This is a genomic window from Stappia sp. G46H5W (assembly GCF_058448995.1).
The window spans coordinates 235631-254221 of sequence record NZ_JBZFLL010000006.1; the positions used below are offsets into that span (position 1 = coordinate 235631).

Genomic DNA, 18591 nt, shown 5'->3' on the forward strand with positions numbered 1-18591 from the left:
TGGCTGGCTGCGCCAAACCTAGCACGGTGCACCGCGCGGGACGATATGCGGGATCAGAAGGAGGTACGGGCCTTCAGCGCCTGGACCAGCGTCCCCTCGTCGAGATAGTCGAGCTCGCCGCCGACCGGAACGCCATGGGCGAGGCGCGTGACCTTCACGTCCATGCCGCGCAGGCGGTCGGTGATGTAATGGGCCGTGGTCTGTCCCTCGACCGTCGCATTCACCGCCAGGACGATCTCGGTGACATCGCCGGCAGCGACACGCTCGATCAGCTTGTCGATGGTCAGGTCATCGGGCCCGATACCGTCGAGCGGCGACAAGGTGCCGCCGAGAACGTGATATCGGCAGTTCAGCGCCCCGGCACGCTCCAGCGCCCACAGGTCGGACACGTCTTCCACCACAACGATGGTCGCCGTGTCGCGGCGCGGATCGGAGCAGATGGTGCAGGGGTCGCAGGTATCGACGGTGCCGCAGGTCTGGCACACGGTCACCCGGTCCACCGCAACGCCCATGGCCTGCGCCAGCGGGACCAGCAGCTGGTCCTTCTTCTTGATGAGGTGCAGCGCCGCACGCCGGGCCGACCGGGGACCCAGCCCCGGCAGCTTGGCGAGCAGCTGGATCAGCCGTTCGACCTCGGGTCCGGCGACCGCCCGGTTGGCCATGGGATCAGAACGGCAGCTTGAAGCCGGCGGGCAGGCCGAGACCGCCCATCAGTTCCTGGGTCTTCTGCTGCAGCAGGGCCTCGGCCTTGGCCTTGGCGTCCTGATGAGCCGCAAGGATCAGGTCCTCGAGGATCTCGACCTCGTCAGGCTTGGCCATAGACGGGTCGATGCGAATGGACTTGAGCTCGCCCTTGCCGGTCATGGTCAGAGTGACCATGCCGCCGCCGGCGGTGCCTTCCACCGCGACCGAGGCGATCTCTTCCTGCAGCGAGCCCATCTGCTCCTGCATCTGCTTCGCCTGTTTCATCATCTTCAGGAAGTCCATGGGTCTCTCCTTGGGGGCGGTGCGAAAGGGCGCCGGGTCAGTCCCTGCAGATCGGCAGGACGGACCGTGCCGGCTCCCGCCGCCGGATCATGTATCGAGGTCGATTTCGTCTTCGACCGGGGCCATGTCAAGGGGCGCGTCCTCGACGGCGGTCATTCTCACGTCGACGACCTTGGCACCGGGAAAGGCTGAAAGCAGGGCAGCAACGGTGGGCTCGGCCTTGGCATCGGAGAAGAGCTGGCGCTGGCTGGCCTCGCGCTCCTCGTGCAGCGTCGGACGTCCCTGCGTGCGGGAGACGCTGACGATCCAGCGGGTGCCGGTCCATTCCGAAAGCCGGCGGCCGAGCCGGCCGGCAAGATCAGGGTCGGCGTTTTCGACCGGCTGAAACTCGATTCGCCCCGGCTCGAAGCGCACGAGCCGCATCTGCCGCTCGATCTCGACCTTCAGGCGAATGTCGCGTTTTTCCGCGGCAAGGGCGGCGCAGTCGGCCAGCGAGGCGAGCCCGTGGGACGGCGCCGGCTGGCTGTCGGCAGCGGGCTGGGCGCGGGTCGTCTCCGGGGCCAGTCCTCCTGCCAACGCCTGCAGGCGCGGCGGCGAACTGGGGGCGGCCTGAGCGTGCGGCGCCTCGCCCGGCATGGCCTGTGCGGAGGTTCGCATCTGTGCGGAGACGGCAACGGGCTCGCTCGTCGAGGTGGAGGAGGGGGCTCCAGGCGAAGTGGCCTGCGCCTGCGGCGCGCTTGCAGCCTGCCCGGCGAAGGAGGCCTCCCCGCCGGACATCTGCGGGCGGGACGGCGGTGCCGGCAGGCTGGAGCCGAGCGCGGCCGCCTTGCCGTCGCGCAGCATGCGCAGGGCGTCTTCCGGGTCGGGCAGGTCGGCAGCATAGGCAAGGCGCACCAGGACCATGTCGGCGGCCAGATGCGGCTTGGGAGCGGCCTGGACTTCCTCGATGCCTTTCAGGAGCATCTGCCATGCGCGCGACAGGAGGCGCAGCGACAGACGTCCGGCAAGCTCGCGGCCGCGGGCCCGTTCGGTCTCCGTGACAGAGGCATCATCGCCCGCGTCGGGGACGATCTTCAGCCGGGTGACCAGATGGGTGAACTCGGCAAGATCCGACAGCACGACCACCGGATCGGCGCCGACATCGTATTGCTGGCGGAACTCGGCCATGGCCGCCGCCGCGTCGCCCCGCATCAGATATTCGAAGAGATCGATGATGCGGGCGCGGTCGGCAAGGCCGAGCATCGCCCGCACCGTCTCCGCGCCGATCGCATCGCCGCCGCCTTGGGAAATGCTGCCATGGGCGATGGCCTGATCGAGCAGCGACAGGGAATCGCGCGCCGAGCCTTCGCCAGCCCGGGCGATCAGCGCCAGCGCCTCGTCTGCGACCGCGATACCCTCGGCCTGCGAGATGCGGCGCAGCAGCCCGACGATCTTGTCGGCATCGATGCGGCGCAGATCGAAGCGCTGGCAGCGCGACAGGACCGTGACCGGAACCTTGCGGATTTCGGTGGTGGCGAAGATGAACTTCACATGCTCGGGCGGCTCCTCGAGCGTCTTCAGCAGGCCGTTGAAGGCCGACTTCGACAGCATGTGCACTTCGTCGATGATGTAGACCTTGTAGCGAGCCGAGGCCGGCCGATAGCGCGCCGCGTCGGTGATCTCGCGAATGTCGTCGATGCCGGTATGCGAGGCAGCGTCCATCTCGATCACGTCGACATGGCGACCGTCCATGATCGCCTCGCAATGCACGCCCAGCTTTTCGAGGTTCACTGTCGGGCGGTCGGCTTCGCCGGGGACCTCGTAGTTGAGCCCGCGCGCTAGAATGCGCGCCGTCGTCGTCTTGCCGACGCCGCGCACGCCGGTCAGCATCCAGGCCTGGGCGATGCGCCCGGTCTCGAACGCATTGCGCAGGGTCTGGACCATCGGCTCCTGGCCGACCAGATCATCGAAGCTGCGGGGGCGATACTTGCGCGCGAGCACCCGGTAGGCGGCGTTGCCGCTGCCCGCGCCGGGAGTGTCTTCGGAAGAAGTGGGAATGAGACCGTCCATGGGTCCAAGCTTAGCGGCGCGGCCGCCGGATGTTGAGGCCTATTCGGTGCGCCAGGCAGGATTTCCCCGCTGCCGCTGACCGGAGCGCGCGTTCTGGCGCCGTTGCACTGCCGCAACCGCGCCCTCGGGCGCAAGCTGCGCCGGATCTGAACCTGAAGGGAAAGGGTGGGAGGCTGGCACGGTGACCCGTGCCGCGACTCGTTGGGGCTGCTTCCTTCCGGACCTGACCCGGTTGGCGAGTGGCTCGTCCACCACCAACCTCCCGCGCTCTATATCGTGAGTTTCGCCCGCCGATGCAAGGGGAAATCCCGCAAAGATCACCGGTGGCTGTCGCTCTGCCCGGTCTCCTGGGCGGCTCTGGCGCGCAGATCCTTGCGGATGATCTTGCCGGTCGTCGTCATCGGCAGGGCATCCACGAAGGCGATCTCGCGCGGATATTCGTGTGCCGCGAGCCGCGACTTGACGAAGTCCTGCAACTCGCTGGCGAGCGCCTGCGACGGGGCATGTCCGTCCGCCAGCACCACATAGGCCTTGACGATTTCGGTGCGCGCCGGGTCCGGCTTGCCGACGACTCCTGCCATGGCGACGGCCGGGTGCCCGATCAGGCAATCCTCGATCTCGCCCGGGCCGATGCGATAGCCGGCCGAGGTGATGACGTCGTCGTCCCGGCCGATGAAGCGCAACCAGCCATCGGCATCGCGCACGCCCATGTCGCCCGTGAGAAGGTATTCGCCGGCGAATTTCGCCTGCGTCGCCTCCGGATTGTTCCAGTAGCCGAGAAACATCACTGGGTCCGGGCGTCGGACGCCGATATTGCCTTGCTGCCCGTCGGGCAGCGGCGTTCCCGCAGCATCGACGATGGCGAGGTCGTGACCGGGCACGGCGCGGCCCATGATGCCCGGCCGCGCCGGCATCAGCCGGGCGCAGGACGAGACGATCATGTTGCACTCGGTCTGGCCGTAGAACTCGTTGATGGTGACGCCGAACACCCGCCGGCCCCATTCCACGAGCTCCGCGCCCAGTGTCTCGCCGCCGCTGGCGACTGTCCGCATGTCGAGGCGCAGGTCCGCTGGCGGTTCGCCATACGCCCGCATCATCTTCAGCGCGGTCGGCGGCAGGAAGGCGTTGCGGATCTTCTCGCGGGCGATGAGATCGAAGGCGGCTTCCGCCGTGAACTTGCGGAAGCGGCAGGCGACGACGGTGATGCCGTGATGCAGTGCCGGCATCAGCACGTCCAGCAGCCCGCCGATCCAGGCCCAGTCGGCGGGGGTCCAGATCCGGTCTCCCGGCGCAGGGAACAGGTCGTGGCTCATCTCGACGCCGGGCAGGTGGCCGAGCAGCACCCGCTGGGCATGCAGCGCGCCCTTGGGCTGGCCGGTCGTGCCGGAGGTGTAGATGATGATCGCCGGGTCGTCGGCCAGGGTATCGACCGGCGTGAACGCCGCGGATTGCCAGGCGAGCTCCGCGTGAAGGTCGCTCGCTCCGGGTGCAGCGCCGTCGATGGTGTAGATCGAGGCCAGCTCCGGCAGCTGGTCCCGGATCCGCGCGAGCTTGGCCGCGCCCTCCGCATTGGTCACGACCGCCCGGGTGCCGGAATTGCCGAGCCGGTAGGCCAGCGCCTCATCCCCGAACAGCATGAAGAGCGGAATGGTGATCGCGCCCATCTTGAGCGCGGCGATGTGGGTTGCAGCCGTCTCGATGGCCTGCGGCAACAGGACAGCGACCCGGTCGCCCCGCCGGATGCCGTCGCGCACCAGAAGGTTCGCGATGCGGTTGGACAGGGTCTTCAGGTCGGCAAAACTGACGACCTCGCGGCGGCCGTCTTCGGAGATGGCGATGATCGCGGTGCGCTCGGGGTCAACGTCGGCCCACTTGTCGCAGATGTCGACGCCGATATTGTAGCGCTCCGGCACCTGCCAGACGAAGCGTGCGGCAAGGTCCTCATAGCTCGTTGCCTCAGGCAGCATCCGCGTCCTCCCCGATGTCAGGCCCCGTGCCGGTGCTTCCGGCCTCGTCGTTTCCCTCGTCTGGCATGCCCTCCCGCGGGGAAGGCCGTCAATGGGAAATGGTGCGGTGAACTGCAAGGGGGAGGGGCTGGCGCTCGCATGCGCTCCCGTTATAGTGCGGCTCTCTGTGTCCCTGCCCGCCTTCGACGGAGCCTCAATGCAGCCTTTCAGTCTCGACCCGCGGCTTGCGGCCGACAGCCTGGCTGTCGCCGATCTGCCGCTGTCGTCCCTGCGCCTGATGCGCGACAGCCGGTTTGCCTGGTTGATGCTGGTCCCGCGCAAGCCGGAGCTGGTCGAGCTGCTGGATCTGGCGGACGACGAACGCGTCCAGCTGATGCGCGAGATCGCCCTGGTCGGCGAGGTGCTGAAGGCGGAGACGGGGTGCGACAAGCTCAATGTCGGAGCGCTCGGCAATATCGTTGCGCAGCTGCATGTACATGTGATCGCGCGCTTTTCTGGCGACGCCGCCTGGCCGGGACCCGTCTGGGGCTCGGGCGCTGCCGTGCCGTACCCTGCCGGCGCGGCCGAAGCCCTTGCGCTGAGGATCGCCGAGCGCTTGCCGAAGATCGCCTGATCCCTTTCCCGCCAGACGCGCCTGATCGAACGAGGACCGCTCCAGCATGACCCACGCGCCCGACACCGCCTTCGGGTTCTCCTATCACGGCAATCCGCTGGACCGCCTGTCCGAGCATAGGGGAGATGCGGACTGGTTGGCTGCGCACCGGGCAGCGCCTGCCGCCCGGTTTGTGTTCCTGTGCGAAGGCAAGCCGCTGGTCGACACGTCCGGTTCGCAGCTCTCGATCCTGTGGGAAGAGAAGGCAGGGGCTGCGCTCGCCACCATCGGCGAGGAAGTGGTCCTGCTCGGCTTCCAGCCGGAGACCGAGGCGCCGGTCTTTGCTGCCACGCTTGCCGCCGACCCGGAGCGGGTCGAGACCGACGGGCGCAAGCTGATCGACCTGCGGTCCCTCGCCCTGCAAGGCGTCCTGCCGCCGGGCCACATGGGCATGCTCGCCCAGGCCAGCTCCCTGCTGCATTGGCACGTCAGCCACCGCTTCTGTTCCAGGTGCGGCTCGCCCAGCACGATGACGCAGGGCGGCTACCGTCGCGACTGCCCATCCTGCGGCGGGCTGCATTTCCCGCGCACGGATCCGGTGGCGATCATGCTGGTGACCGATGGCGACGCCTGCCTGATGGGTCGGCCGCCGCGCCTGCCGGAAGGCGTGTTCTCGACGCTTGCCGGCTTCATCGAGCCTGGAGAGACCATCGAGGAGGCGGTGCGGCGGGAAGTGTTCGAGGAATCGGGCATCCGCGTCGGCGATGTCAGCTACATGGCGAGCCAGCCCTGGCCGTTCCCGGCCTCGCTGATGATCGGATGCCACGGCACGGCGATCAGCCGCGACATCACCATGGACGAGGCCGAGCTGGAGGCCTGTCGTTGGTTCTCCCGCGAGGAGGTGACGGCGATGCTGGCGGACACGCATCCGGACGGGCTCAAGGTGCCGCCCCCGCTGTCCATCGCCCATTGGCTGACTCGCAGCTGGGTCGAAGGGCGGAGCTGATCATGATCCTTGCGCGTGCCGACTGCATCTATCTCACCCATCCGCAGGTGCGCATCGATCCGGCTGTTCCCGTGCCGCAATGGGGGCTGTCGGAGGAAGGGGCACGGCGCACGCGGGCCGGGGCCGGGCGGGGCGAATTCGCGTCCCTCACCCATGTTGTCTCCAGCGCCGAGACGAAAGCGGTCGAAACGGCCGGCATCATCGCCGGGCAACTCGGTCTTCCGGTCGTCGTGGACGAGCTGATGCACGAAAATGACCGGTCGGCGACCGGCTTTCTGCCGCCGGAAGAGTTCGAGCGCGTGGCCGATGCCTTTTTCGCACAGTCGCAGACCAGCGTGCGCGGCTGGGAGCAGGCATGCGATGCCCAGGCGCGGATCGTCGGGCGGGTCGAGGCGCATCTGGAGCGCATCCCGCAGGACGCGCGCGTGCTTTTCGTCGGACACGGCGCTGTCGGCACATTGCTCAAGTGCCATCTTGCTGGCTGGGCGATCGATCGCCGCCACGACCAGCCGCCCGGCGGCGGTTTCTGGTATGCGTTTTCGCGCAGCGCCCTGCGGGAGAAAAACGCTTCCGGCGTGGACTGGCGACCGCTCGACGGATAAGCCAGGCCTGCTTGTGGTCGGCGTGTCGGCTTCCTAAGTGTGAGGCGAGGCAGACGGCGACAAGGACCGCGTTCCCGACATGATTTCTTCCGCTTTGCGCGCGCTTTCCCAGATTTTCGAGCCCCCCTTGCGGGCGATCTTCTGGAAGACGCTGGGCTACACCCTGGTGCTGCTGTTCCTCGTCTGGCTCGGCCTGAATGGCGCCGTCGCAGCCTTTGTCAGCCTGCCCTATCCCTGGCTCGAGACGGTCCTGTCGCTGCTGACTGGCATCGGCGCGGTCTTCCTGCTCGGTTTTCTCGTCGCGCCGGTGACGGCGATCATCGCCGGCCTGCTGCAGGACGACATCGCCGAGGTCGTGGAGAGCAGCGACTATCCTGGCGATCCTGCGGGCAAGGCGCTGCCCCTATCTGTGGCGCTGCCCCAGGCCATCAAGTTCACCGGCATCGTCATCGCCGGCAACCTGCTGGCGCTGGTTCTGCTGCTGGTTCCCGGCGTCAACCTGATCGCCTTCTTCGTGGTCAACGGATATCTGCTCGGCCGTGAGTTCTTCGAGTTTGCGGCCAGCCGGTTCCGCTCGCCGGAAGAGGCGCGGGCCCTGCGTCGGGCCCATTCCGGCACGGTGTTTATCGCCGGCCTGGCGATTGCCGGCTTTCTTGCCGTGCCGCTGCTCAACCTGCTGACGCCGATCTTTGCGACCGTGATGATGGTGCATCTGCACAAGCGGTTGACCTATAGGTAAGCATCCGCGCGCCGCCCCTTTGCCGACCAAGGAGCCGCATGGCCGGCACCTGCCTTTGGCACGGTGAAAAAATCCGTGTTCCGTCTTATCCGACAGGATATTTTGACGTACCCGTCCGATGGAGTTAGAAGGCGGGTATTCAAGGCCCTGATTTAGCTAACGTTTACGTAAGCGTAAGCCGATGAGGGAGACGGGAGAACAATCCATGTCGGACGTCGGGACGAGAAACAGCCGGCCGCTTTCGCCGCATCTCCAGATCTACAAACCCATCTTCACCATGGTCATGTCGATCGTGCACCGCATCACCGGCTGTGCATTGTATTTCGGCACGATCCTGATGGTGTGGTGGCTGGTGGCCGCAGCGGCGGGCCCGGACTATTTCAACTTCGTCAACGATCTTTACGGCTCGATCCTCGGGCGGCTGGTGCTGTTCGGGTTCACCTGGGCGCTGCTCCACCACATGCTGGGCGGGTTGCGGCACTTCATCTGGGACATGGGGCATGGTTTCGGCCCGCAGGCGCGCGAGTGGCTCGCACGCGCCTCGCTGATTGGCTCGGTGTCCCTGACGATCCTGCTCTGGGTCGTCGGATATGCGGTTCGCTGAGGGAGGCTTGATCCATGACTGACATGCGCACTCCGCTCGGACGTGTTCGCGGCCTCGGCTCGGCCCGGGACGGCACGACTCATTTCTGGCGCCAGCGGGTCACCGCCGTTGCCAACGTCTTCCTCATCACCTTCTTCGTGATCCTGGTGATCTCCCTGCAGGGGGGCGACTACGAGACGGTCACGGCGGCTCTCGCCAATCCCCTGGTGGCGATCGTCATGCTGATGGTGGTGATTTCCGGCGTCTATCACATGAAGCTCGGCATGCAGATCGTCATCGAGGACTATGTCCACGACGAGCTGCCCAAGTTCCTGACGCTGATGGCGAACACCTTCTTCTCGGCATTCATCGGCCTTGCGTCGATCTTTGCTGTCCTCAAGATCAGCTTCGGAGGCTGAACACCATGGCAGGACAAGCCTATTCCTTCGTCGACCACCGCTACGACGTGGTGGTCGTGGGAGCCGGCGGCGCCGGCCTGCGGGCGACCCTCGGCATGGCCGAGCAGGGCCTCAGGACCGCCTGTATCTCCAAGGTCTTTCCGACCCGTTCGCACACCGTTGCGGCGCAGGGCGGCATCGCCGCCTCGCTCCAGAACATGACGCCCGACTGCTGGCAGTGGCACATGTACGACACGGTGAAGGGCTCCGACTGGCTCGGCGACACCGACGCCATGGAGTATCTGGCCCGCGAGGCGCCCAAGGCGGTCTACGAGCTGGAGCACTATGGCGTGCCCTTCTCGCGTACCGAGGATGGCCGCATCTACCAGCGTCCCTTCGGCGGCCACATGCAGAACTACGGCGACGGTCCTCCCGTGCAGCGCACCTGCGCCGCGGCCGACCGGACCGGCCACGCGATCCTGCACACGCTCTACGGCCAGTCGCTGCGCAACAATGCCGAGTTCTTCATCGAGTATTTCGCGCTCGACCTGATCATGTCCGAGGACGGCGTCTGCCAGGGCGTCATCGCTTGGAACCTCGACGACGGCACCATCCACCGGTTCTCCGCCAAGATGGTCGTTCTGGCCACCGGCGGTTACGGCCGTGCCTATTTCTCGGCGACCTCCGCCCACACCTGCACCGGTGACGGCGGCGGCATGGTGGCGCGCGCCGGCCTGCCGCTGCAGGACATGGAGTTCGTGCAGTTCCACCCGACCGGCATTTACGGCGCGGGCTGCCTGATCACGGAGGGCGCCCGCGGCGAAGGCGGCTATCTGGTCAACTCCGAGGGCGAGCGCTTCATGGAGCGCTATGCACCTTCGGCCAAGGATCTCGCCTCGCGTGACGTCGTTTCGCGCTGCATGACCATGGAGATCCGCGAAGGCCGCGGTGTGGGCAAGAACAAGGATCACATCTTCCTGCATCTCGATCACCTGGATCCGGACATCCTCGGCGAGCGTCTGCCGGGCATCTCCGAATCGGCGAAGATCTTCGCCGGTGTCGACGTCACCAAGGAGCCGATCCCGGTCCTGCCGACCGTCCACTACAACATGGGCGGCATTCCCACGAACTACTGGGGCGAGGTGCTGAACCCGACGGCGGACGATCCGCATGCGATCCAGCCGGGCCTGATGGCCGTCGGCGAGGCCGGCTGCGCCTCGGTGCACGGCGCCAACCGTCTCGGCTCCAACTCGCTGATCGACCTCGTCGTCTTCGGACGCGCGGCGGCGATCAAGGCGGGTGAGGTGATCGACCGCAAGGCAGCCGTGCCGACGCCGAACGAGGCCTCCTGCGACCGGATCATGGGGCATTTCGACCGCATCCGTCACTCCAATGGCGGCACGCCGACCGCGCAGCTGCGCGAGAAGATGCAGCGGGCGATGCAGGAAGACGCGGCCGTCTTCCGCACCCAGGAAAGCCTCGAGCAGGGCTGCCAGCGCCTGTCCCAGATCTGGGGCGAGATGGCCGACCTCAAGGTCACCGACCGCTCGATGATCTGGAACTCCGATCTGGTGGAGACGCTGGAGCTGGAGAACCTGATGGCCAATGCCATCACCACGGTCTACGGCGCCGAGGCGCGCAAGGAGAGCCGTGGCGCCCATGCCCGCGAGGACTACAAGGACGGTCCGATGGGCGGTCGCGACGACGAGAACTGGCGCAAGCACACGCTGGCCTGGGTCGACGAGGCCGGCCAGGTGACGCTCAAGTATCGCCCGGTGATCACCGAGCCGCTGACCACCTATGAGGAAGGCGGCATCGACCCGAAGAAGATCGCGCCGAAGGCGCGCGTCTACTGATGGAGACCGCGTACTGGCCGGGCCTTGTCGAGGGCCGTGCCGGTGCGCCTGGAGCCCTGCGGACATGACGGCGGCAGCCACCCTTGTCGACACGACCTCTCCTTTCGGGACCTACCGGGCCCGGGGACTGGCGCGTTTGGCTTGGCGGCTGGCCGACTGGCACGACCTCGCGCCGACCCTGCGCAAGAAGCTAAGGGCGATTGTCGCCCGCCTCTTCGCCGGGCCGTTCGATACCGAGGTCGAGGGGCTCCGTTTCCGGCTCTATCCCGGCTCCAACTATGACGACCGCAAGATCCTGGCGCGCCAGCGCCTGCCCGAGCGGGCCGAGCGGCGCTTTCTTGCCGCTCACCTGCGCCAGGGCACGGTCTTCGTCGATGTCGGAGCCAATGTCGGCAGCTACAGTCTTGCCGCCGCGCGTTGCGGTGCCAGTGTGCTGGCGGTGGAGGCCAATCCCGAGACGGCGGGGCGCCTTGCGTTCAACATCGCCGCCAACGGACTGGCGGATATCGATGTGGCGACGGTGGCGGTCGGGGAGAGCTGCGGCACCATGGACCTTTGGAGCGAGCCGAGCAATTGCGGCTTTGCGACCCTGGTGCCGGAACTGACGGAAGAGTGGCAGGGCGACTGGCATGCGCGCCAGGTCCGAGTGCAGCCGCTGGCAGAGATCCTGGCAGGGTACGGCGTGAAACGCGTCGACGTGTTGAAGGTCGATGTCGAGGGATACGAGGACCGGGTTCTGCTGCCCTATATCAGGGCGACGGACCCCAGCGATCATCCCGGCGCGATCCTGCTGGAAACAAACTGCCGCGAGCACTGGCAGGAAGACTGCCTCGCCGTGCTTGCCACCTTCGGCTACCTCGCTGAAGGCGAAACGGAAGACAATGTGCTGTTGAGGCGGTCTGCCTGAACGGCTGGAAACTTGAACGGAATGGATGGTCGGCCCGATCCGGCCGACCGAAACGCGGAGCGACGAGACATGGTACAGCTGACGCTTCCCAAGAACTCCCAGGTGACCCAGGGCAAGGTCTGGGACAAGCCGGCCGGCGCCACCAACCTGCGGGAATACCGCATCTATCGCTGGAACCCGGATGACGGCCGCAACCCGCGCGTCGATACCTATTTCGTCGACCTCGACGATTGCGGTCCGATGATCCTTGACGGGCTCATCTACATCAAGAACAACATCGATCCGACGCTGACCTTCCGCCGGTCTTGCCGCGAGGGCATCTGCGGATCCTGCGCGATGAACATCGACGGGACCAACACGCTCGCTTGCACCCGCGGCATGGACGAGATCGGCGATGGCCCGGTCAAGATCTACCCGCTGCCGCACATGCCGGTGGTGAAGGATCTCGTGCCGGACCTGACGCGGTTCTACGCCCAGCACCGCTCCATCGAGCCCTGGCTGCAGACCACGACGCCGGCCCCGGAGAAGGAGTGGCGCCAGAGTCACGAGGACCGCGCCAAGCTCGACGGCCTCTACGAGTGCATCCTGTGCGCCTGCTGCTCGACCTCGTGCCCGAGCTACTGGTGGAACGGCGACCGCTATCTCGGCCCGGCCGTCCTGCTGCAGGCCTATCGCTGGCTGATCGATTCGCGCGACGAGGCCACCGGCGAGCGCCTCGACAATCTCGAGGACCCGTTCCGCCTCTATCGCTGCCACACGATCATGAACTGCAGCCAGGCCTGTCCGAAGGGCCTGAACCCGGCCAAGGCGATTGCCGAGATCAAGAAGATGATGGTCGAGCGCCGCGTCTGACGCGCTCGCCTGTCAGATTTCACCGCGTTTCGAAAGGCCGTCCGGAGCGATCCGGGCGGCCTTTTGCGTGTCTCAGCTCCAGACCGGGCTGGTGAAGATCGCGATGCTGGACAGGAAGCCGACGGCCCAGGAGAGCGAGCGGGGCGTTGCCCGGTCGGTCCAGTAGCAGAAGATGAAGATCAGGCGGGCGCCGATGAACAGCCCGGCCAGCCGGTCGATCCACTCGGCATCCCCACCCTGCCAGAGCCCGACGATGACGGCAGCTGCGAACAGCGGCAGGGCCTCGAAGCCGTTCGCCTGGGCGGCGGCGGCACGGGCGCGGAAACCGTCCTTCCAGTAATCCGGGTCCCGCGGACGTGCATTGCTGAAGTCCTTGGAGAGCTTGCCGGGAAAGGCGGAGAGGATCGGCAGGACGGCGGCGGCAAGAATGCACCAGATGGCAAAGGGCATGGACGGCGTTCCGGTTTGTTGTGCTCGTGCAAGAGGTGACCGGATGCCGCCGGAGGGTCAAGCGCGAACCGGTGGACGGGTTGATCCAGCGCAAGGAGGGCCCGACAGGAGATCGCTAGTTTCGCGCCGGTGAAACCAGCGAGGGAACCTTGCATCATGGCCGTGACCGATTGGACTGCTTTTCTCGATCAGACGGATCGCCGGATGGGCGAGTTGCGCAGCGGGATGCCGGGCGTTGCCAAGGGCTTCCATGAGGTCGCAAAGGCCGCGATCGGAGCCGGCGCGCTCGATTCCAAGACCAAGGAACTGATCGCACTCGCCATCGGTATCGCCGCTCGGTGCGACGGGTGCCTTGCCTACCACGCCAAGGCGGCCGCCAAATATGGCGCGACGCGCGAGGAGGTGATCGAGGCCATCGGCGTTGCGGTCTACATGGGCGGCGGCCCCTCGATGATCTACGGGGCCGAGGCTCTGGCGGCCTTCGACGCTCTCGCGTGATCCTCAGGGGTTGTGGCGGACAGGTTGGCGCGCCTTCCGATTGCCGTCTTTTCGCCCTGTACAGTCTCGCCGCTCGTCATATTCGCGTTTCCGATCTTCCGTATCACCTGCGCGGGGGCGGAAACGCGATTCGCTTTCGCTGCCGGGCCTCGGGCCCGGTGGTGGAAACCGGTGCGCGCAGTTCCCATCTGCGGTTGCAGGTGGAGCTTGCGTGCAGCAAGGAGTGACGATGACTGTGAATGTCCTGTTCCTGTGCGATGACAACGCCAGGCTCGGCCCCATGGCTGAGGCCTATCTCAATGCAGACGACGGACGCAGCATTCGCGCATTCTCCGCAGGCCTGTCGCCGGCGCCGGCGCTTGCCGAGGGTGTCGGGCGTGTTCTTGCTGCCCATGGCCTGGTCGCGGAAGGGCTGCAGCCGAAGAGCTGGCAGCTCTTCGCCCTGCCGCACGCGCCTGTTCCCGACGTTGTGGTCGGCCTCAGCGCGGCGGCTCTTGCCGCGACGCGCCGGGTCTGGCCGACCCATGCGCGGTTGCTCGACTGGTGTGTCGGCCCCCACACGACGCGGCTGGTCGGCCGCGACGCCCTGCGCGATGCATTCCACGAACTCCGCCGGCGCATCAACCTGGCGCTGGAGGAGGGCGCGTTCCGCCCGGTCGCCCTGCGCCAGATCGCCTGAAGGAGGCTGCTCCGTCAGCTTCCCATAGGCTTGCGGGGGCCGTCCATCAAGGCGCCGATCATTCCGAACATGTCGGCAAGGCCTTCGCGGACCAGGCTGAAGGCGGAGAAATTGCGCGGCTCGATCCGGCCGACGATATCGCCCATCTCGAAGGTCAGGTCTGCGGTGAACTTGCGGGCGAGTTGCTGCATGGCCCGGTTGGTCGCCAGGCAATTCATGTAGATGTGCCGGCACCCGCGGTTGCGCGCCGCGATCAGCGTCAGCTCCATCAACCGTGTGCCGATGCCGGCCTGCTGGCAGTTCTGCTCGACCGAGAAGGCTGCCTCGGCATTGACGCCATCTTCGAACGGACGCAGTTCCGCGACCGCGCGCAAGAGACCCTCGGCGAAGTAGCCATGGATGACCGTTCCCAGGGTGAAACTGGTATCCGCATAGCACCGCAGGAAAGCATCGCTCGCGGGCATGGCGAAGCGGGCTCGGCGGGCGATCGGATCGAGACGGAGAAGGTGGTCGCGAAACTGCGCGATATCGTTGTAGGTCAGCTTTCTGTAGTAGCCGGTTGCCGGCTTGTCGGTTCGAAACGACATGCGATGCTCCTGATGAGGACAGCACCGCTCCTCGGGTCTCCCCAGACCTGTCATTTTTATATAGAGGGTTCGAGGCGAATTCATGACCGCCACGATCATGGCCGATCACGCTGGTCGGGCCATGATTTGGACCAATTGCCCGCCCATTGAAGGCTCGTCAACCATTTGGTCACCAAAACCGACAAGAATCGGCCGGGACTGCGATAGTCGGTTGCGTTGCAGGTCGAGCGCGTCGTGGCAGGGCTGCCGACTGCCGCTCTACGGGCCTGCGAGCCGACCGCCAAGGCATAGAACGAGCAAGGACAGACACATCATGACCCGTTCCTCCCGGTATAGCGCGCCTCTCGCTGCTGCGCTTTGTCTGACCGTGGCGCTCGCTGGCTGTCAGCGCCTGGGATACGGAAGCCGGAGCGCGCCGCTGCCGGCCACCCCGACCGCTCCGGTGGCGAGCCAGTCTCTCGAGCCTCTCCAGCCGATGTCGCCGACGCTCGGCCCGGACGGCCAGCCGATTCAGGGCGCCCCGCTCGACGGCAGCCAGACAAACGTTGCCGCCGTCGACCCGTCCGCCGGCACCGCCCCGAGCGGCCCGCCCGCCGGCGCGCGCGAGATCGGCCGCAGCGACATGCTCGGCGGCTGGTCGATTGCCTCCGGCGCGGACAACTGCAAGCTCTTCATGACGCTGACCACCTGGAGCGGCGGCTACCGCGCCAACTCGCGCGGCTGTGCCTCGCCGCAGATGCAGACAATCTCGGCCTGGGACCTGCAGGGCAAGCAGGTGCTGCTGAAGGATGCCAGCGGCGCGACTGTGGCCGAACTCTATGCGACCGGCGCCGAGAACTTCTCCGGCCGCACGACCTCCGGCGCTCCGATCCAGGTCTATCGGTAAGAGCGGCCTGTCGGTCAGCGCTCATCGCGCGCAGTCGCGGCGGGCGGGCAGACAAGCGGAAGGGGCAAGGCAATGTCGGTGTGGCCGGTTCTGGAAGACAGCGAGCTCTCGCCCCGCGCTGCCGCGGTGATCGCGGATATCCGCGCCACCCGGAACACGGACTTCATCAACAATTTCTGGCGGGTCCTGGCCAATGATCCGGCGCTGCTGGAGCGGACCTGGGCCAGCCTGAAGGACGTGATGGCGCCGGGCGCGCTCGATCCGCTGGTCAAGGAAATGCTCTACGTGGCGGTGTCCATCGCCAATGGCTGCGAATACTGCATCCGCTCGCATACGACCGCGGCCCGAGCCAAGGGCATGAGCGAGGCCCAGCTCGGCGAACTCCTGGCGGTCGTCGGCATGGCCAGCGAGACCAATCGTTTGGCGACCGGCCTGCAGGTGCCGGTCGACGACGCCTTCCTCCCCCAAAAGTAACTCTGCGCCGCGGGCGAGATCCTCGGCGCTTGCTCTTGCCCGCTTGCTCGGGCTATCCAGCGAAGCGGAGGCAACCTGCGGGCAACGGTTGCGTTTTCCGGGACCCGGCCCCGGGATCCCGGTTCTTTCAAGGACTGGATCATGGCTTCGACGCAACCGGCAGGACGGACGATTCCGATCGCGCATACGGTCACGGGGCGCTACGACGCGCTGGTCGAGGCCGGTGAAATCGAAAGGGATCCGGCCCAGACCGAAGTCGCGGCCCTGCTCGACCGGCTCAATGCGGTGCTGGTCGAGACCGGCCCGGCCTCCAAGAAGAGCGCGCTCGGCTGGCTGTTCGGCAAGCGCGGCGCCGCCAAGGAACCCATCAAGGGACTTTACGTTTGGGGCAAGGTCGGCCGCGGCAAGACCATGCTCATGGACCTGTTCTTCGACATCGCCGTGATGAAGAAGAAGCGGCGGGTGCATTTCCACGAGTTCATGGCCGATGTGCACGAGCGGGTGCATGCGGTGCGGGCGGCGATCCGCGACGGCAGCATTTCCGGCGACGATCCGATCCCGCCGGTTGCCGCCGACCTTGCCGCCGACACCCGTCTCCTGTGCTTCGACGAGTTCGCCGTCACCGACATCGCCGATGCGATGATCCTCGGCCGGCTGTTCACGCGCCTGTTCGAGCTGGGCGTCGTCGTCGTCGCCACGTCGAACGTTGCGCCCGACGATCTCTATCGGGACGGGCTCAACCGCGGGCATTTCCTCGGCTTCGTCGAGCTGCTCAAGACCCGGGTCGACGTGGTCTGCCTCGACGCACGCACCGACTACCGTCTGGAGAAGCTCGCCGGCGCGCCGCTTTATCTGTCGCCGCTCGGGCCGGAGACCGACCGCTCCGTCGACGATCTCTGGCGCAAGCTCACGCATGGATTGCCGGCGCATGAAGAGGTGCTGGAGATGAAGGGGCGCAAGATCCCCGTCTCGCGCACGGCCGCCGGCGTCGCACGCTTCACGTTTGCGGAACTTTGCGAAAAGCCGCTGGGCGCGGCGGACTATCAGCGCCTGGCGCTGTCCTATCACACCTTCGTAGTGGAAGGCGTGCCGGTGATGGACCTGCCCCAGCGCAATGCGGCCAAGCGCTTCATCAACCTGGTGGATACGCTCTACAACAACCGCAACAAGCTGATCGTGTCCGCCGAGGCGGAGCCGGAGGGGCTCTACATCGCCACCTCGGGAACGGAATCCTTCGAGTTCCAGCGCACGGTCTCACGCCTTGTCGAGATGCGGTCGCAAGCCTGGCTCAGCGATCCGGCCTGAGGAAATCCGGCTCCGCATTCCGGTTCGCCAGCCCGCCTCTATTCCTTCGATTAGCTTGCACCCACGCGCCAAAGGGTTTAGTGCCATGCGCGGTCGTTGAGAACGGCCGATGCTCCATTTTACGTAAAGGGAAGCAACAGGATATGGCTCGGAACAAGATCGCTCTGATCGGCTCAGGACAGATTGGCGGCACGCTCGCCCACCTCGCCGGCCTGAAGGAACTCGGCGACATCGTCCTCTTCGACATCGCCGAAGGTACGCCCCAGGGCAAGGCGCTCGACCTTGCCGAATCCTCTCCGGTTGACGGCTTCGATGCCAAGCTCTCCGGTGCCAACTCCTACGAGGCGATCGCCGGTGCCGATGTGGTCATCGTCACCGCCGGCGTGCCGCGCAAGCCCGGCATGAGCCGCGACGACCTGCTCGAGATCAACCTGAAGGTGATGGAGCAGGTGGGCGCGGGCATCAAGGCGCATGCCCCGAACGCTTTCGTCATCTGCATCACCAACCCGCTCGACGCGATGGTCTGGGCCCTGCAGAAGTTCTCCGGCCTGCCGGCGAACAAGGTTGTCGGCATGGCCGGCGTGCTGGACTCCGCCCGCTTCCGCTACTTCCTCGCCGAGGAGTTCAACGTCTCCGTCGAGGACGTGACGGCCTTCGTGCTGGGCGGCCACGGCGACACGATGGTGCCGCTGACCCGCTACTCCACCGTCGCCGGCATTCCGCTGCCGGATCTGGTCAAGATGGGCTGGTGCACCGCCGAGCGTCTGGAAGAGATCGTCCAGCGCACCCGTGACGGTGGCGCCGAGATCGTCGGCCTGCTCAAGACCGGCTCGGCCTTCTACGCTCCGGCTTCTTCTGCCATCGCCATGGCCGAGAGCTACCTCAAGGACAAGAAGCGCGTGCTGCCTTGCGCTGCGCATCTGACCGGCCAGTACGGCCTGAACGACACCTATGTGGGCGTTCCGGTGGTGATCGGCGCCGACGGCGTCGAGCGCATCATCGAGATCTCTCTCGAGGGCGAGGAAAAGGCCAACTTCGACAAGTCCGTCGCGTCTGTCGACGGTCTGGTCGAGGCCTGCAAGAAGATCCAGCCGGCGCTTGCCTGAGGACAGTTTCACGGGAGGCCGCTGGCCTCCCGTCTCGCATTGGGCGAGCTCTGTCAAAACCATCCGGG

At 66.5% G+C, this 18591-nt stretch carries 21 protein-coding genes and 1 other RNA gene; 15 read left to right on the forward strand and 7 right to left on the reverse strand.

Annotation, left to right across the window (positions count from 1 at the left end; all coding sequences use genetic code 11):
- Nucleotides 1-53 precede the first annotated feature (53 nt).
- The 5 genes from recR to ACVJ6E_RS19385 all read right to left on the reverse strand — a co-directional run bounded on the left by recR (nucleotide 54) and on the right by ACVJ6E_RS19385 (nucleotide 5003).
- On the reverse strand, nucleotides 54-662 hold the full coding sequence (gene recR, locus ACVJ6E_RS19365; protein WP_120270538.1) for a recombination mediator RecR: 609 nt from the start codon (nucleotides 660-662) through the stop codon (nucleotides 54-56).
- 4 nt (nucleotides 663-666) lie between these two features.
- On the reverse strand, nucleotides 667-987 hold the full coding sequence (locus tag ACVJ6E_RS19370) for a YbaB/EbfC family nucleoid-associated protein (RefSeq protein ID WP_067223300.1): 321 nt from the start codon (nucleotides 985-987) through the stop codon (nucleotides 667-669).
- An 87-nt stretch (nucleotides 988-1074) separates the two neighbouring features.
- Nucleotides 1075-3036 carry a DNA polymerase III subunit gamma/tau gene (locus ACVJ6E_RS19375; protein ID WP_120270537.1) on the reverse strand — a complete coding sequence of 654 codons (1962 nt, stop codon included), beginning with the start codon at nucleotides 3034-3036 and terminating at the stop codon, nucleotides 1075-1077.
- A 165-nt stretch (nucleotides 3037-3201) separates the two neighbouring features.
- Nucleotides 3202-3299, reverse strand: an RNA gene (gene ffs / locus ACVJ6E_RS19380) — signal recognition particle sRNA small type.
- Nucleotides 3300-3353: 54 nt separating this feature from the next.
- On the reverse strand, nucleotides 3354-5003 hold the full coding sequence (locus ACVJ6E_RS19385; RefSeq protein ID WP_120270536.1) for an acyl-CoA synthetase: 1650 nt from the start codon (nucleotides 5001-5003) through the stop codon (nucleotides 3354-3356).
- A gap of 196 nt (nucleotides 5004-5199) precedes the next feature.
- On the opposite strand from ACVJ6E_RS19385, the gene ACVJ6E_RS19390 reads away from it, so the two are divergent.
- The 9 genes from ACVJ6E_RS19390 to ACVJ6E_RS19430 all read left to right on the forward strand — a co-directional run bounded on the left by ACVJ6E_RS19390 (nucleotide 5200) and on the right by ACVJ6E_RS19430 (nucleotide 12538).
- On the forward strand, nucleotides 5200-5616 hold the full coding sequence (locus tag ACVJ6E_RS19390; protein WP_120270535.1) for an HIT domain-containing protein: 417 nt from the start codon (nucleotides 5200-5202) through the stop codon (nucleotides 5614-5616).
- A 46-nt stretch (nucleotides 5617-5662) separates the two neighbouring features.
- Nucleotides 5663-6601 (forward strand): NAD(+) diphosphatase, encoded by a 939-nt coding sequence (gene nudC / locus ACVJ6E_RS19395; protein ID WP_120270534.1) that lies wholly within the window; start codon nucleotides 5663-5665, stop codon nucleotides 6599-6601.
- Between the two features lie 2 nt (nucleotides 6602-6603).
- Nucleotides 6604-7203 (forward strand): histidine phosphatase family protein, encoded by a 600-nt coding sequence (locus ACVJ6E_RS19400; protein ID WP_120270533.1) that lies wholly within the window; start codon nucleotides 6604-6606, stop codon nucleotides 7201-7203.
- A 79-nt stretch (nucleotides 7204-7282) separates the two neighbouring features.
- Nucleotides 7283-7942, forward strand: a complete 660-nt coding sequence (locus tag ACVJ6E_RS19405) for a sulfate transporter family protein (RefSeq protein ID WP_120270532.1) — start codon at nucleotides 7283-7285, stop codon at nucleotides 7940-7942.
- A gap of 205 nt (nucleotides 7943-8147) precedes the next feature.
- Complete coding sequence (gene sdhC, locus ACVJ6E_RS19410; RefSeq protein ID WP_120270531.1) at nucleotides 8148-8546, forward strand: succinate dehydrogenase, cytochrome b556 subunit; 399 nt, start codon at nucleotides 8148-8150, stop codon at nucleotides 8544-8546.
- A gap of 14 nt (nucleotides 8547-8560) precedes the next feature.
- Nucleotides 8561-8944 (forward strand): succinate dehydrogenase, hydrophobic membrane anchor protein, encoded by a 384-nt coding sequence (sdhD, locus tag ACVJ6E_RS19415; protein WP_120270530.1) that lies wholly within the window; start codon nucleotides 8561-8563, stop codon nucleotides 8942-8944.
- A 5-nt stretch (nucleotides 8945-8949) separates the two neighbouring features.
- Entirely contained in the window at nucleotides 8950-10779 is a 1830-nt protein-coding gene (gene sdhA / locus ACVJ6E_RS19420) for a succinate dehydrogenase flavoprotein subunit (protein WP_120270529.1), read from the forward strand.
- Nucleotides 10780-10843: 64 nt separating this feature from the next.
- On the forward strand, nucleotides 10844-11686 hold the full coding sequence (locus tag ACVJ6E_RS19425) for an FkbM family methyltransferase (protein ID WP_120270528.1): 843 nt from the start codon (nucleotides 10844-10846) through the stop codon (nucleotides 11684-11686).
- 69 nt (nucleotides 11687-11755) lie between these two features.
- Complete coding sequence (locus ACVJ6E_RS19430; protein ID WP_120270527.1) at nucleotides 11756-12538, forward strand: succinate dehydrogenase iron-sulfur subunit; 783 nt, start codon at nucleotides 11756-11758, stop codon at nucleotides 12536-12538.
- Nucleotides 12539-12610: 72 nt separating this feature from the next.
- Here the strand turns inward: ACVJ6E_RS19430 and ACVJ6E_RS19435 are convergent, their stop codons facing one another.
- Nucleotides 12611-12988, reverse strand: coding sequence for an MAPEG family protein (locus ACVJ6E_RS19435; RefSeq protein ID WP_120270526.1), 378 nt, complete (start codon nucleotides 12986-12988; stop codon nucleotides 12611-12613).
- Between the two features lie 156 nt (nucleotides 12989-13144).
- On the opposite strand from ACVJ6E_RS19435, the gene ACVJ6E_RS19440 reads away from it, so the two are divergent.
- On the forward strand, nucleotides 13145-13486 hold the full coding sequence (locus tag ACVJ6E_RS19440; RefSeq protein ID WP_067337372.1) for a carboxymuconolactone decarboxylase family protein: 342 nt from the start codon (nucleotides 13145-13147) through the stop codon (nucleotides 13484-13486).
- Between the two features lie 229 nt (nucleotides 13487-13715).
- Nucleotides 13716-14165: an arsenate-mycothiol transferase ArsC gene (locus tag ACVJ6E_RS19445; protein WP_067223347.1), complete on the forward strand. Its 450-nt coding sequence runs from the start codon at nucleotides 13716-13718 to the stop codon at nucleotides 14163-14165.
- Nucleotides 14166-14179: 14 nt separating this feature from the next.
- On the opposite strand, the gene ACVJ6E_RS19450 is transcribed toward ACVJ6E_RS19445, so the two are convergent.
- The gene (locus ACVJ6E_RS19450) at nucleotides 14180-14752 is read right to left on the reverse strand and encodes a GNAT family N-acetyltransferase (protein ID WP_120270525.1); all 573 of its coding nucleotides are present in this window, start codon (nucleotides 14750-14752) and stop codon (nucleotides 14180-14182) included.
- 313 nt (nucleotides 14753-15065) lie between these two features.
- Between ACVJ6E_RS19450 and ACVJ6E_RS19455 the strand changes: the two genes are divergently transcribed.
- From ACVJ6E_RS19455 to mdh, 4 genes are all read left to right on the forward strand, one after another.
- On the forward strand, nucleotides 15066-15638 hold the full coding sequence (locus ACVJ6E_RS19455) for an AprI/Inh family metalloprotease inhibitor (RefSeq protein WP_120270524.1): 573 nt from the start codon (nucleotides 15066-15068) through the stop codon (nucleotides 15636-15638).
- 72 nt (nucleotides 15639-15710) lie between these two features.
- The gene (locus ACVJ6E_RS19460; protein WP_120270523.1) at nucleotides 15711-16112 is read left to right on the forward strand and encodes a carboxymuconolactone decarboxylase family protein; all 402 of its coding nucleotides are present in this window, start codon (nucleotides 15711-15713) and stop codon (nucleotides 16110-16112) included.
- Nucleotides 16113-16253: 141 nt separating this feature from the next.
- Nucleotides 16254-17417, forward strand: coding sequence for a cell division protein ZapE (zapE, locus tag ACVJ6E_RS19465; protein WP_120270522.1), 1164 nt, complete (start codon nucleotides 16254-16256; stop codon nucleotides 17415-17417).
- 143 nt (nucleotides 17418-17560) lie between these two features.
- Nucleotides 17561-18523, forward strand: coding sequence for a malate dehydrogenase (gene mdh / locus ACVJ6E_RS19470; protein WP_120270521.1), 963 nt, complete (start codon nucleotides 17561-17563; stop codon nucleotides 18521-18523).
- The last annotated feature ends 68 nt before the right edge of the window (nucleotides 18524-18591 follow it).